Source organism: Aestuariimicrobium sp. T2.26MG-19.2B (assembly GCF_950101875.1).
Taxonomy (GTDB): Bacteria; Actinomycetota; Actinomycetes; order Propionibacteriales; family Propionibacteriaceae; genus Aestuariimicrobium; species Aestuariimicrobium kwangyangense.
In genome coordinates this window covers 587,908-601,271 of the sequence record NZ_CATNLW010000002.1, presented here as the reverse complement: position 1 = coordinate 601,271, position 13,364 = coordinate 587,908, and the positions used below count along the sequence as shown (strand labels likewise).

Annotated in this window: 10 protein-coding genes; 7 read left to right on the top strand and 3 right to left on the bottom strand. The window is 68.8% G+C overall.

Features of this window, described 5'->3' with window-relative positions:
* Nucleotides 1-115: 115 nt before the first annotated feature.
* Genes QQZ11_RS12600 through QQZ11_RS12590 form a run of 3 tightly spaced genes read right to left on the bottom strand, consistent with a single transcriptional unit; the run spans nt 116 to nt 2,690 of the window.
* Entirely contained in the window at nt 116-970 is an 855-nt protein-coding gene (locus QQZ11_RS12600; RefSeq protein ID WP_284550659.1) for an aldo/keto reductase, read from the bottom strand.
* A 53-nt stretch (nt 971-1,023) separates the two neighbouring features.
* Nucleotides 1,024-2,349: a hypothetical protein gene (locus QQZ11_RS12595; protein WP_284550658.1), complete on the bottom strand. Its 1,326-nt coding sequence runs from the start codon at nt 2,347-2,349 to the stop codon at nt 1,024-1,026.
* Nucleotides 2,346-2,690 (bottom strand): cupredoxin domain-containing protein, encoded by a 345-nt coding sequence (locus QQZ11_RS12590; RefSeq protein WP_022910462.1) that lies wholly within the window; start codon nt 2,688-2,690, stop codon nt 2,346-2,348. Before QQZ11_RS12590 ends, QQZ11_RS12595 begins: the two co-directional genes overlap by 4 nt.
* A gap of 59 nt (nt 2,691-2,749) precedes the next feature.
* On the opposite strand from QQZ11_RS12590, the gene QQZ11_RS12585 reads away from it, so the two are divergent.
* The 7 genes from QQZ11_RS12585 (at nt 2,750) to QQZ11_RS12555 (ending at nt 13,352) form a co-directional block, all read left to right on the top strand.
* Nucleotides 2,750-3,202, top strand: coding sequence for a DUF6912 family protein (locus tag QQZ11_RS12585; protein ID WP_284550657.1), 453 nt, complete (start codon nt 2,750-2,752; stop codon nt 3,200-3,202).
* A complete protein-coding gene (gene ku, locus QQZ11_RS12580; protein ID WP_022910460.1) occupies nt 3,202-4,032 on the top strand; it encodes a non-homologous end joining protein Ku in 831 nt (276 codons plus the stop codon). Before QQZ11_RS12585 ends, ku begins: the two co-directional genes overlap by 1 nt.
* Nucleotides 4,033-4,140: 108 nt before the next feature.
* Nucleotides 4,141-5,787 carry an L-glutamate gamma-semialdehyde dehydrogenase gene (gene pruA, locus QQZ11_RS12575; RefSeq protein ID WP_284550656.1) on the top strand — a complete coding sequence of 549 codons (1,647 nt, stop codon included), beginning with the start codon at nt 4,141-4,143 and terminating at the stop codon, nt 5,785-5,787.
* Nucleotide 5,788: 1 nt separating this feature from the next.
* Nucleotides 5,789-6,001: a hypothetical protein gene (locus QQZ11_RS12570; RefSeq protein WP_022910458.1), complete on the top strand. Its 213-nt coding sequence runs from the start codon at nt 5,789-5,791 to the stop codon at nt 5,999-6,001.
* An 81-nt stretch (nt 6,002-6,082) separates the two neighbouring features.
* A complete protein-coding gene (locus tag QQZ11_RS12565) occupies nt 6,083-10,720 on the top strand; it encodes an NAD-glutamate dehydrogenase (protein ID WP_284550655.1) in 4,638 nt (1,545 codons plus the stop codon).
* A 196-nt stretch (nt 10,721-10,916) separates the two neighbouring features.
* Nucleotides 10,917-12,380, top strand: a complete 1,464-nt coding sequence (locus QQZ11_RS12560) for a DEAD/DEAH box helicase (protein ID WP_284550654.1) — start codon at nt 10,917-10,919, stop codon at nt 12,378-12,380.
* A gap of 111 nt (nt 12,381-12,491) precedes the next feature.
* Nucleotides 12,492-13,352 carry a PHP domain-containing protein gene (locus QQZ11_RS12555; protein ID WP_284550653.1) on the top strand — a complete coding sequence of 287 codons (861 nt, stop codon included), beginning with the start codon at nt 12,492-12,494 and terminating at the stop codon, nt 13,350-13,352.
* Nucleotides 13,353-13,364 lie beyond the last annotated feature (12 nt).

Here is a 13,364-nt window from a genome sequence, read left to right as displayed (position 1 = left end):
GCAGGCCGCCCGACGGGGGAAGCCCTTCCCCATGAACGACAACACCCGGACAACACTCCACGAGTGAAGTGTTGCCCGGGTGGGCTGTCTGTCGACTGCGGGTCGAGCGGGTCCCTCAGACGAAGATGGACCGGTAGTCGTCCACGCGGCTCAACACGGAGTCGGCCTCGTCGACGCTGATCCGGTTCGCCTCGGCCTCGTAGACCAGGGGCAGCAGGCGGGATTCACCGGCGGTGGCGATGCCGGTGATGGTCGGGAACTTGCCCAGCACCCACGAGACGGCGGCCGTGACCAGATCCTGGGTGTCGAAGGGTTCGTACCACGTGGCGTAGCGGCGCTCCTGGTCATCCCACGGGCGGCGGGCCACGGCCTTGATGGTGCGCAGTCCCACGTCCTTCTGCTCGACCAGGTCAAGCAGCGTGTGGAAGTTCTCGGCGAACTCCGGCTCGGAGTAGAGCTGGTGGTTCAGCGGGGTGAGCACCGAGTCGAAGTCATAGCGGCGCAGGGCCTCGGCATGGATGCGCGGTGCGGCCTCCGTGTGACCGGTGATGCCGATGAAACGGATCAGTCCCTCCTCGCGTGCACGCTCGAGTGCGGGCAGCGGGCCCCCGTCGGCGAAGATGTCGGCGAGGTCGTCGTCATTGCAGACGGCGTGGAGCTGCAGCAGGTCGACGTGGTCGGTGTCGAGCCGCTCGAGGGAACGGTTGATCTCGGCCCACGCGGCGTCCTTGGTGCGCTGCTGGGTCTTGGTGGCCAGGAAGATCTGGTCACGCACCCCCGGCACCCAAGGGCCCATGCGGTCCTCGGCCTCCCCGTAGTTGTGGGCGGTGTCGAAGTGGTTGATGCCCGCCTCGAGGGCGGATTGCAGGGACGCGTCCGCGACCTGCTGGCTGACGGCTGACAAACCGGCGGCACCATAGACCAGCACGCTGGACTGGTGATTGGTGCGGCCGAAACGACGAAGTTCCATGGACACAATCTATGCCCGGGTGGCGGCGGAGTGGGCGGATCGAGGGTGTTCGCTCAGCCGGCGAACAGCAGCAGGAGCCCTCCGCAGGTGTAGGCCACCATCACCACCAGCAACGGCAGCTGACCTCGCGCCGTCCCCGCCGTCGGCAGCCAGCGCACCGCGAGGTCGTGGGCGACCAGTACCGCCATGACGTGCCCGAGCACTATGCCCATCACCTGGTTCCAGGCCATCAGGGTCGGATGGTCGACCAGGCCGGCGTCGACTCCGAGGGTTGCAGTCCCGAACCAGTCCTGACCACGGCTCAGGGGGTCCGAGAGGTTGACCGCCACCCGTTGCCCCTCGAGCACGAGGTAACTGGCGTAGTGCGCGAACGTGTAGCCGACCGCGATCGGCACCAGCGAGACACCCAGCCGATTGACCGACGCCCCTTCGCCCGTCCGGGTGGTTGTCTCGAGGGCGGTGGCGCCCAGCAGGTAGAGACCCACCGCGATTGCCACCAGGACCAGAAGTCCCAGCCCGGACCACAGTTGTGGCGGCCGGTCGGACGACTGGACCGTCTGCACCCAAGCCGTGGAGGAACCCAGCGAGTCGAACAGGGTCACCCCGATGAGCGCCGCGCCGACTGCCCAGGTGCCCCGGTGTGGCCTTGACGAGGCGAGGTGCCGCAGCGGGTTGACCACGTGCAGGACGCCGTCGATCCGCTGCCACGGAGAGACCCTCGACACCAGCGTCGCGTAGGCCTCGAACGGGTCGGCGGAGGCGATCCAGCGGCCGCCGAACGCCAGGGCCCCTCCCACCACCCAGACCAGCCAGATCAGGAACCACCAGCGCAGCACTGACAGGTGGGTGCGGTCGGGCTGCACCAGCTCGAGGTACCCGAAGGCGACCAGCGCCAGGGCCGCCGGCCACAGGCCCCACTGGGGCAGCGGTTCGTCCGCTCGCAGCGTCCCACGCCAGGCCATCAGCAGCCGGACGACGCTGAACCGCCGCCAGACCGCGCCGAGCAGCAGCGACACAGGCACCAGCCCGACCCACACCCACACGAAGAGCAGACCCGGGAAGGGATTGCGATCGAGGTCCGCACCGAACCACAGCGCCACCTGTCCCACCCCCGCCACCGCCAGGACGACAAGTCGTCCGGTCCACACCACCGCGGGGTGGTCCACGAGCCGTGTCAGTCGGGGCAACGGCAGGCCAGCGGCGGTCTGCCAGCGCGGTCGGGACCACAGGCGGAGCGCGACCACGAAGGTGACCACCAGGACCGCCACGGCACCGACCACCACCAGTGAGAACGGCAAGGGCAGGTCCTGGCGGGTGCCGACCCCGTGCAACGGGACCCAGACCCCCGGCGCCGATGTGAGCAGGGGCAGTGGGCTCACGAGCGAACGGCGAACTTGACGACCAGTTTGTCGAGCTCGTGCGACTCCATCTCGAACACCCCGCCCTGGTCGGCGGTGAAGGTCATGCTGGCCGGCACACCAGCCTTGACCTGCAGTTCCCGATCGAGGCCGTGCACGTGGATCTCGTCGGCCATGTCGGAGGTCACATTGACGGTGACGGACCCGCCCTTGGCGACGTCAACGGTGGTGCCGTTGGGCGTCACCGAGCCGTTCCTGATGGTGACGTCGACCGTGACGGAGTCCGGTGCCTGAGGGGAGGAGCAGGCCGTGAGCGTCAGGGTGGCCACGAGGAACAGGGCAGCGAACAGGCGACCGGGCATGGCGTTCACGGTAGCGTGACGCAGCAAGGGGACACGAAGCCGACGACAGGAGGGGATCCATGGCGGGAGTGATGGTGTTCATACCGACCGAGCGATCCGCATGGCAGTCCGCTGCCAGCGGTGACGTGGCCGCCCACGCGCCGACCGAGAGCCTGATGGAGGCCTTCGACATCACCGACCCCGAAGAGGCCGAGTACGCGGCGATGTCGGTCGCATCAGTGGCCGCCCTGACGCGGCACGGAGCCCGCTTCGTGCTGGGCGCCGAGGTGAACCCCGACCAGGTCGACGATGCCGACGACACCGGCAACGGCGAAGTTGTGGTGCACGCACTGCGCCGGGCGCAGATCGTCAGTTGGTTCAGCGAGGAACTGCCCGATGACCCCCGGGTGCGGACCGCAGCACAGGAAGCGCGCGGCCTCGGCATCGACGACGCCTGGCATCTCGACGAGGTGCAGGCACTGATCGGCACGCAGGCCCTGCTGTGGCACGCGGCCGAGGAACTGGAGGACTGATGCCTCGCTCCATGTGGAAGGGCGCCATCTCTTTCGGGTTGGTCACCATTCCGGTCAGACTGTTCGGTGCCACCGAGTCGAAGGACATCTCCTTCCACCAGGTGCATCCCGCCGACGGCGGCCGCATCAAGTACAAGCGCGTCTGCGAGAAGTGTGGCAAGGAGGTTCCCTTCGCGGAGATCGCCAAGGGATACGAGGCCCCGGACGGACGGGTGGCGATCCTGGAGAAGTCGGACTTCGACGACCTGCCATTGGCCTCGACCAAGGCAGTCGAGGTCGTGCAATTCGTGGACGCGTCCGCCGTCGACCCGACCTACTTCGAGAAGACCTATGTCCTGGAGGCCGACGGACCCGGAGGAAAGCCCTACGTGCTGTTGCGCGACGCCCTGCAGGCCACCGGGAAGTCGGCCGTGGTGAAGGTCGCCCTGCGCCAGCGCGAGTCGTTGGCGCTGATTCGTCCGCGCGACAACGTGCTGGTCATGCACACCATGCTGTGGCCCGACGAACTGCGCGACCTGGCCTTCGCCGAGCCGCCCAGTGACGTCAAGGCCTCCGCGGCCGAGGTCAAGATGGCCCAGTCGTTCATCAAGGAGTTGGAGGGGGAGTTCGACCCGAGCCAGTTCTCCGACTCCTACCGCGAGGCCCTCGACGCCGTGGTCCAGTCCAAGCTCAGCGGCGTGGCCCTCGAGGAGGCCGGCGAGGGCGAGCAGAAGCCTGCCGAGGTGGTCGACCTGGTGGCGGCTCTGAAGGCCTCCGTGGCTGCGGCCAAGGCCAAGCGGGAGGCGGCCGCCGCCGAGGCGAAGAAGGTGAAGCCGGCGAAGGCCGGCTGAGACTGGATCTTCTCGGATCTGACGCCCGTGGGCGTACAACTTCTGGCATGACCGGCTGCGGGTGGCGATTTTTGCGCCCGTGTCAGGGCTCACGCCTAGACTGCAGGCATGCAGACGTCGTCGTCGTTCCCGCATCCTGTGAACGAGCCGGTGCGGGGCTACGCGCCGGGTTCGCCCGAGCGGACGGGGCTGCTGGCGCAACTGGAGGCCTACACCTCGGCCGATCCCATCGAGTTGACCGGGCACTTCGGCCGAGGACGCCGCCCGGGTGGTGGTGAGCGGGTCGCGGTCACCATGCCCTCCGATCACCATCACGTCCTGGGCAATGTGGGACTGTCCACCGCCGACGACGTCCGTGAAGCCCTGGCTGCGGGTGAGCGGGTCGCCCGTGACTGGGACGACCTCGGGCTCGAGGCGCGGGCGGCCATCTTCCTGCGCGCCGCCGAGTTGGCGGCCGGGCCGTGGCGTGACCGACTGAATGCGGCAACCATGGTGGGGCAGGGCAAGACCGTGCAGCAGGCCGAGATCGATGCAGCCTGCGAACTGATCGACTTCCTGCGCTTCAACGTCGACTACGCCCGCCAGGTCACGGGGGTGCAGCCTGCCAGTTCGTCCGGGGTGTGGAACCGGATGGACTACCGGCCCCTCGAGGGATTCGTCTACGCCATCAGCCCCTTCAACTTCACGGCCATCGCGGCCAACCTGCCGGCGGCCCCGGCCCTGATGGGCAACGTCGTGGTCTGGAAGCCGTCGCTCACCCAGCAGTTCTCTGCCCAGGTCACGATGGACCTGTTCGAGGCTGCGGGGCTCCCGGAGGGAGTGATCTGCCTCGTGCCCGGGCGAGGTCCCGAGGTGAGCGCCGTGGCCCTCTCCGACCCACGGCTGGCGGGCATCCACTTCACCGGTTCGACTGCGACCTTCCAGCACCTGTGGGGAGAAGTGGGCCGCAACATCGCCGGCTACCACGCCTACCCGCGACTGGTGGGGGAGACCGGGGGCAAGGACTTCGTGCTCGCGCACCCCAGCGCCGACCCCCGGATGACCGTGACCGCGCTGGTGCGGGGGGCCTTCGAGTACTCCGGCCAGAAATGCTCAGCCGCCTCCCGTGCCTACCTACCGGACTCGCTGTGGCGCTCGATCAGGGACGAACTGGTCGAGACCACCGAAGCCCTCTCCGTGGGCGACGTGCGTGATCTCAGTCACTTCACCTCGGCGGTGATCGACCAGCGGTCCTTCGCCAAGCAGTCCGACGCGATCGCGCGCGCCCGGAGCACCGCGTCGACCCAGATCGTCGCGGGCGGCACCCTGGACGACACCCAGGGGTGGTTCGTGCGGCCCACCATCGTCACCGGCGACGACCCCTACGACGAGGTCTTCCGTACGGAGTACTTCGGCCCCATCCTGGGCGTGCACGTCTACCCCGACGGTGAGTGGGAGAAGATGCTCGAGGTCGTTGACGGCACCGCCTCGTATGCCCTCACCGGGGCCGTGCTCGCGACTGATCGTCGCGCGATCGAGCAGGCTCAGCGCGGGCTGCGCCGGGCCGCCGGGAACTTCTACGTGAACGACAAGCCCACGGGTGCCGTCGTCGGTCAGCAGCCCTTCGGTGGGGCTCGCGCCTCGGGCACCAATGACAAGGCAGGATCGTTGTGGAACATCGCCCGCTGGGCGAGTCCGCGGGCGATCAAGGAGACCTTGGTGCCCGTCATCGATCACCGCTACCCGCACATGGGTGCCGACCCGAAGGACCGCTGACGTGAGTGTCACCCGCATCCACCTCGACGACGAGGACGAAGCCGCCCGCCTGGCCGAGGGCATCGACGCCCTCGGCTTCGAGGTCGCCGTGATCGCCGAGCGGTTCGCCGGCGAGGACGATGACGAGGCCCTGGAGTACGTGGTCTGCACCCCCGCCGCCCGCGCCGACCTCGGCGGACTGATCGACGAGGAGTGGTTCGTCACCACCGACTGATCCCGACACCCCCGACACACCCAAACCACGACACCCACCCCGCGAGACACCCAGCCCACTACACACAAGGACGTGTGACCCATGGTGCAGACGCACCCGCTCCCGACCACCCGCGACCTCCGCGAGACCTGGGTCGAAGGCTGTCTGGCCTACGACCACCACTCCGACGACCGCTCGACCCTCGAGGCACTCGGCGGAGCGCAGGTCGACCTGGCCGCCGGGCGTCGTCCGGGCGAGGATCGGGTACGGGTGGCTCGTCCGGACGCCGGGGTCGACGTGGGCGCAGCCTGGCTGGTGCAGGTGATCGGTGACGACGGGCCGTTCCGGGTCGACTCGGTGGCGATGGCACTGACGGAGCTGGGTTGGGCCATCCGCGACCTGTACCACCCGACGCTCCCGGTGACGCACGGCGACACGACGATCGTGGAGTCATGGGTGGCCGTGCTGGCCGCGCCACCGCTGGGGGTCGACTCCGACGAGGCCGCGGGTCGGCTGCAGGAGCGGCTCGAGACGGCCTTCGAGCACCTGGCCGTGGCGGTGGCCGACTGGGGAGCCATGGCCGACCGGGCGCGCGACATCTCGGCCGGGATGCGCGGGGGCGACACCGAGACCGAGGCGTTCGCCGACACGCTGGACTGGTTCGCCGAGGTCGGGTTCTTCTTCCTGGGCGCCCGCGACCACGAGGTGGTCGACGGGCAGTTCCGCACCGTCCCGGGCAGCGGGCTGGGGGTGCTCCGCGACGGCGAACCGATGGCCTTCCACGCCACGGTCGCCACCAGTGACCCACGTCCGTGGCTGATCACCAAGGACTCGACCCGCAGCCTCGTCCACCGCTCGGGACTGCGCGACTACATCGCCGTGCGCACGTTCGACGAGGACGGCCACTTGGTCGCGGAACGCTGCCTGGTCGGCATGCTTGCCTCCAAGGCGTACTCGGAGGACCTCGCCCGCATCCCGATGCTGCGCGACAAGCTGGACCAGGTGTTGTCACTGTTGGGCGCCGACCCGCTCAGTCACCGCGGCAAGGCCGTGATCGCAGCCATGTCGACCCACCCCCGCGACGAGGTGTTCCAGTCCCGCCCCGAACAACTGGCAGAACTGGTCGGGGAGGTCGCCGAGTTGCGCGAGCGCCGACAGGTCAGGGCGTTCGTCCGGGCCGACCCGTGGGGGCGGTTCGCCTACATCACCGTCTTCCTGCCCCGCGACCGCTACAACACGCAGGTCAGGGAGGCCATGCAGGATGTGCTGCGGCGGCACACCGGTGCCACCGCCATCGACTTCCGCACCCAGGTCTCGGAATCGGCGTTGGCGCGACTGTTCTTCACGCTCACGCTGCCCGGTGCCGTGGACTGGGACCTGACGGCCCTGCAGTCGGACCTCACGCGATCGAGCCTCGACTGGACCGACGGCTTCTTCGAACAGGCCAAGGCGCTGCCCAGTTCGCAACGCGGAGTGGAGTTCTCCGCGGCGTACATGGACCACAACAGCCCCGCCCAAGGGGTGTTCGACCTGGCTGAGTTGAACTCGCTCAGGGACGACGATGACATGCGCCTGGTGATGTACCGCCCCGACCAGGCCGAGCGGGCAGACCTGCGGGTCAAGGTGTTCGTGGGCGGACCACCCATGACCCTGTCCCACGCGATGCCACTGTGGAACAGCCTGGGCCTGACCATCGTCGACGAGCGCGCCTACCCCGTCGACCTGCGTGGCCGGACCATGAGCATCGCCGACTTCGGGCTGGTCAACCCGGCCGGGGTGCGGTGGGACGTGCCCGACCGTCAGCGGGTGCTCGACGCGTTCGAGGCCTGTCACCGCGGTGCCATGGATGTCGACCAGCTCAATGCGCTGGTGGCCACCTCGGGGCTCACCTGGCGGCAGGTGGTCGTCGTCCGGACGATCTCGCGCTACCTGATGCAGGCGGGAATCTCCTACTCGCAGAGCTACATCTCGCAGACCCTGCTCGACCACCCGGCCATCACCCGCGCACTGGTGGAACTCTTCGACGCCAAGTTCGACCCCACCGTCTTCGTCGACGGGTTCGACCGACGCACCCGTGAGGTCGACGCCCTGTCCCGAGCCCTCGGGCGTGAGCTCGACGAGGTCACCAGCCTCGACGCCGACCGGATCCTGCGTTCCTTCCTGCAGGTGATCGAGGCGACGGTGCGCACCAATGCCTTCCAGCCTCAGGCGAGGGCGACGGCGCTGAAGCTCGTCCCCGAGCGTCTCTCGCTGCTGCCGAAACCTCGGCCCGCATTCGAGATCTTCGTGCACTCCCCCCGGGTCGAGGGCGTCCATCTCCGGTTCGGCTCGGTGGCCCGCGGGGGACTGCGCTGGTCGGACCGGCCCGAGGACTTCCGCACCGAGGTGCTGGGCCTGGTCAAGGCGCAGATGGTCAAGAACACCGTGATCGTCCCGGTGGGCGCCAAGGGTGGTTTCCTGCCCAGGCGGTTGCCGTCGGCGACTGACCGCGCGGCCTGGTTGGCCGAGGGCGAGGAGTGTTATCGGATCTTCATCGGATCCTTGCTCGACGTCACCGACAACCTCGTCGCCGGTGAGGTCGTGCACCCCGAGCACGTGGTGCGCCACGACGCCGACGACACCTACCTCGTGGTCGCGGCTGACAAGGGCACGGCGGCGTTCTCCGACCTGGCCAACCAGATCGCGCTGGAGCGGGGATTCTGGCTGGGTGACGCCTTCGCCTCGGGCGGGTCGAAGGGTTACGACCACAAGGCCATGGGCATCACGGCCCGTGGGGCCTGGGAGTCGGTCAAGCGGCACCTGGCCGAACTGGGCATCGATTCCCAGGCCCAGGACTTCAGCTGCGTGGGCATCGGTGACATGGCCGGAGACGTCTTCGGCAACGGGATGCTGCTGAGCGAGCACATCCGACTGGTGGCGGCCTTCAACCACCAACACATCTTCCTCGACCCCACCCCCGATGCCGCGGCCGGCTTCGCCGAGCGTCAGCGGCTCTTCCACCTGCCGCGGTCGAGTTGGGACGACTACGACCCCTCCGCCATCTCCACCGGTGGAGGGGTGCACTCACGACAGGCCAAGGCCATCGCGGTCACCCCTGAGGTGTGCGAACTGCTCGACCTGGACGCCGCGATCACGAGTCTCACCCCCACCGAGCTGATCCACGCGATCCTGCAGGCACCCGTCGACCTCCTCTTCAACGGGGGCATCGGCACCTATGTGAAGGCCGAGAGCGAGTCGCACGCCGATGTCGGGGACCGCGCCAACGACGCCGTCCGCGTCAACGGTTCCGAGTTGCGCTGCAGGGCGATCGGGGAGGGGGGCAATCTCGGGCTCACGCAGAAGGGACGGATCGAGTACGCCCGCGGGGGTGGACGGGTCAACACCGACTTCATCGACAACTCGGCGGGGGTCGACACCTCCGACCACGAGGTGAACATCAAGATCCTGTTGTCGGATGCGGTCGAGGCGGGCCGACTCGACCCAGCGGGGCGGGACGAACTGCTGCCCACCATGACCGACGAGATCGCCGACCTCGTGCTCATCCACAACATCGACCAGAACGTCGCGCTCGCCAACGCGCGCTCGCGCGCCGCGGCCATGAGCTGGGTGCACGAGTCGCTGATCCAGCACCTGGAGTCTGCGGTGGGGCTCGACCGGCAGCTCGAAGGGCTGCCGGACCAGGCGGCCATGCAGGCCATCGTCGAGCGGGGGGAGGCACTCAGCAACCCCGAACTGTGCACCCTGATGGCATGGTCGAAGATCTGGTTGGAGCGAGTCGTCCTCGAATCGGACCTGCCCGACGACCCGTACCTGCAGCACCGCCTGCACACCTACTTCCCCATGCGACTGCGTGAGCAGTTCGGCGATCTGTTCGACCGCCACGCCCTGCGTCGCGAGATCATCACCACGGTCGCCGTCAACCGCTTCGTCAACTCCCAGGGCATCAGTGCCTGTCACCGCTTGGCGACCGAGACCGGACGAACACCCGACGAGGTGATCCGGGCACAGTTGGTGGCCCGCAGCGTGTTCGGGGCGGGTCGCTACGAGGCGGCGCTGGTGCTGACCGGGATGGACCCGACCCTGCAGCTCGACCTGCGGCTCAGTGTGAGGAAGCTGGTCGAACGGGGCACCCGGTGGCTGCTCATGCACCGTCGATCGACCCTCGACATCGCGGCCGAGATCGAACTGCTGACCCCTCGGGTCGAGCGGGTGGCACGAGCCCTGCCCGACCTGCTGACGGCCCGCAGTCGGGGACTGCGCGACCAGGCACTCGAGGGGTACCTGCGACAGGGGGTCGACCGCGGGCTGGCTGAGACCGCGGCCGAGGCCAAGTACCTGCACCTGGCCCTGGCCATGATCGAGGTGAGCCGACGCGATGGCCATGACCTCGAGCTGACCGCGGCCACCTTCGTCGAGATGGTGGAGCGGCTGGGCCTGGACAACCTGCTGCCACTGATCGAGGGGCTGCCCCGATCGAGTGAGTGGGACGTGCAGGCCCGCTCGGCCATGCGGGACGAACTGCTGCAACTGCAGACCGACCTGACGGCCCAGGCCCTCCAGGTGGGGAGCGGACGAGAGACCGCATCCGAGGTGGTGCAGGCCTGGGGTGAGCGGGTGCCGCAACTGGAGCGACGACTCGAACAGCTCAAGCAGGCGGCCACCGGGGGCTCAGACCTGCCCCGTCTGTCGGTGGCCCTCAGGCTCGTCCGCGGCATGTTCGACGCCGTCAACGTCGGGTAGCTCGGTTCGCCACTGGGCCTGCCCGTGTGGGAGAATTGCCACAGGCGGGTCCATCTGACCCGACCGACGTCGTGGAGTCCCCAACGCGCGCCCTTCTCGTGGGCCCGTCTCATGCGGCGAACCCGACCATTTCCCTCATCGGTCCTGGCCGTCGCGTGCCTGCACGCCCATCGGCGGACCTGAAAGGTGTACAACCGTGCACACGTTCTCTGATTTCGCGCTGCCCAGCGCCATCGTCTCCGAGCTCACCCGACAGGGGCTCACCACGCCCTTCCCCATCCAGGCTGCCTCGCTGCCCGACTCAGTCGCCGGCAAGGACGTGCTCGGTCGTGGGCGCACCGGCTCGGGCAAGACGCTCGCGTTCGCCCTGCCGATCGTGACCCGCCTCGCGGGTGCCCCCGCCAGCCAGTCCCGCCGCCCCCGGGCGCTGGTGCTCTGCCCGACCCGTGAGCTGGCCAACCAGATCAACGCCACCATCGAGCCTCTGGCCAAGGCCGTTGGTCTGACCGCCACCACCATCTTCGGTGGGGTGGGGCCGGCGCGCCAGATCAGCGCCCTTCGCTCCGGCGTCGACATCGTGATCGCCTGCCCGGGTCGGCTCGAGGACCTGCTCGGCCAGCGTGCGCTGACCCTTGACGGCATCGAGATCACGGTGCTGGACGAGGCCGACCACATGGCCGATCTCGGCTTCCTCCCCGGGGTCAAGCGGATCATGGACAAGACACCGCAGCGCGGACAGAGGTTGCTGTTCTCGGCCACCCTCGACAACGGTGTCGACCAGCTCGTCAAGCGTTACCTGCATGCGCCGGTGACCCACTCGGTCGACAGCGCCCAGTCCCCGGTCGCGGCCATGACCCACCACTTCTTCGTCGTGGGAGACCTGGACGCCAAGCGTGACATCGTCCACGAACTGGCCTCGGGCACGGCCCGCCGGGTGCTGTTCACCCGGACGAAGCACACCGCCAAGAAGCTCGCCAAGCAGCTCACGGCCTCGGGCGTGCCTGCTGTCGACCTGCACGGCAACCTCAGCCAGAACGCCCGCGAGCGCAATCTGGCTGCCTTCTCGTCCGGCGAGGTCAAGGTCCTGGTGGCCACCGACATCGCCGCGCGCGGTATCCACGTCGATGACGTGGACCTGGTCGTGCACGTCGACCCGCCGGCAGAGGACAAGGCCTACCTGCACCGCTCGGGACGAACCGCTCGCGCCGGTCACAGCGGCACGGTGGTGACCCTCGCGCTCGCCGAACAGCGTGATGAGGTGCGCCAGCTGATGCGCCGGGCCAAGATCACCGCCGCACCGGTGCACGTGACCGTCGGCCACGCGGCCGTGAACGACCTCATCGGCGTGCGCGCAGCTCACGTCCGTCCGGCCCCGGTGGCTCCTGTGGCCACTGCGGCGCGTGGCGCACAGAGCCCTCGCGGTGGGCAGAGCAGTCGTGGTGGGCAGAGCAGTCGTGGTGGCCAGAGCACCCGTGGTGGCCGGTCGGCTCGTGGGACCCAGTCCGCCCAGAACTCCAGGAACGGCCAGTCATCCCGCAGCAGCCAGCCCGCCCGTAGCGGGCAGGGTGGGCGCGGTCAGCGGGTCACCACGGGCACCGGCGGTTCAGCCGCCGACGCCTCCCGTTCGTTCCGTCCCCGACGCAGCTCCTCCTCGCGCTGATCCTGGCTCGCTGGTCACAGGGCACCCCGGTCACTGTCCCCGGACTTCGGCGGGGCTGGTTTCTGGGGTTCCTCCGACGGGCTGTGGGTACTGCTTCGGCATGATGGGCTCATGCGCATCGACCTGCACACCCACAGCTCCGTCTCGGATGGCACCGACACCCCCAGTGCGCTGGTGCTCGCTGCCCTGGCCGCGGGTCTCGATTCGATCGCGCTGACCGACCACGACACCTTCGACGGCGTCCCCGAGGCCAAGGAGGCCGGCCGCCGGGCTGGGCTCACCGTGATAGCCGGTGTCGAGATGAGTGCCCAACTCGACGGCGTCTCCGTGCACCTGCTCGGTTACGGGATGGATCGGCGCAACCGTCCGCTGCTGGCCGAACTCGCCTTGCTGCGGGAAGGTCGGGTCGGGCGGGTGAAGGCCATGGCCGACCGGCTCACCGAACTCGGGATGCCCCTGACCGAGGCCGAGATCGTGGCCGCCGCGAAGGCGTCACCTTCGATCGGACGCCCTCACGTGGCTGACGCGATGGTGGCGAAGGGCTACGTCGCCGACCGGGACGAAGCCTTCCGTGACTGGCTCGCCGACGACAAGCCCGGCTATGTGCACCGCTACTCCTGCGAGCTCGGACGAGCCATCGACCTGCTGCACGCCGCTGGGGGAGTGGCCGTCATCGCCCATCCGTGGTCGCGATCCACCCGCTCCGTGCTCACGGCCGAGGTGATCAGTGATCTGGTGCGAGACCACCAGCTCGACGGCATCGAGGTCGACCACCAGGACCACGACGCCGACACCAGGTCGCTGCTGTCGGATCTGGCCGTCCGGCTCGGTCTGGTGCGCACGGGATCGTCCGACCACCACGGGACCGGAAAGGTGGGCTTCCCGTTGGGGGCCAACCTCACCCGGGAGACCGCGTTGGGGCAACTGCGTCGACTCAGTGCCGCGCGGGGGGGTCAGGTCGAGCAGGTGTAGGTTGGTCACCCG

Excerpts from the sequence above, each read along its gene's own strand:
- QQZ11_RS12600 (WP_284550659.1), bottom strand. The coding sequence starts at position 970 with ATGGAACTTCGTCGTTTCGGCCGCACCAATCACCAGTCCAGCGTGCTG.
- QQZ11_RS12590 (WP_022910462.1), bottom strand. The coding sequence starts at position 2,690 with ATGCCCGGTCGCCTGTTCGCTGCCCTGTTCCTCGTGGCCACCCTGACG.
- QQZ11_RS12585 (WP_284550657.1), top strand. The coding sequence starts at position 2,750 with ATGGCGGGAGTGATGGTGTTCATACCGACCGAGCGATCCGCATGGCAG.
- ku (WP_022910460.1), top strand. The coding sequence starts at position 3,202 with ATGCCTCGCTCCATGTGGAAGGGCGCCATCTCTTTCGGGTTGGTCACC.
- pruA (WP_284550656.1), top strand. The coding sequence starts at position 4,141 with ATGCAGACGTCGTCGTCGTTCCCGCATCCTGTGAACGAGCCGGTGCGG.
- QQZ11_RS12565 (WP_284550655.1), top strand. The coding sequence starts at position 6,083 with ATGGTGCAGACGCACCCGCTCCCGACCACCCGCGACCTCCGCGAGACC.
- QQZ11_RS12555 (WP_284550653.1), top strand. The coding sequence starts at position 12,492 with ATGCGCATCGACCTGCACACCCACAGCTCCGTCTCGGATGGCACCGAC.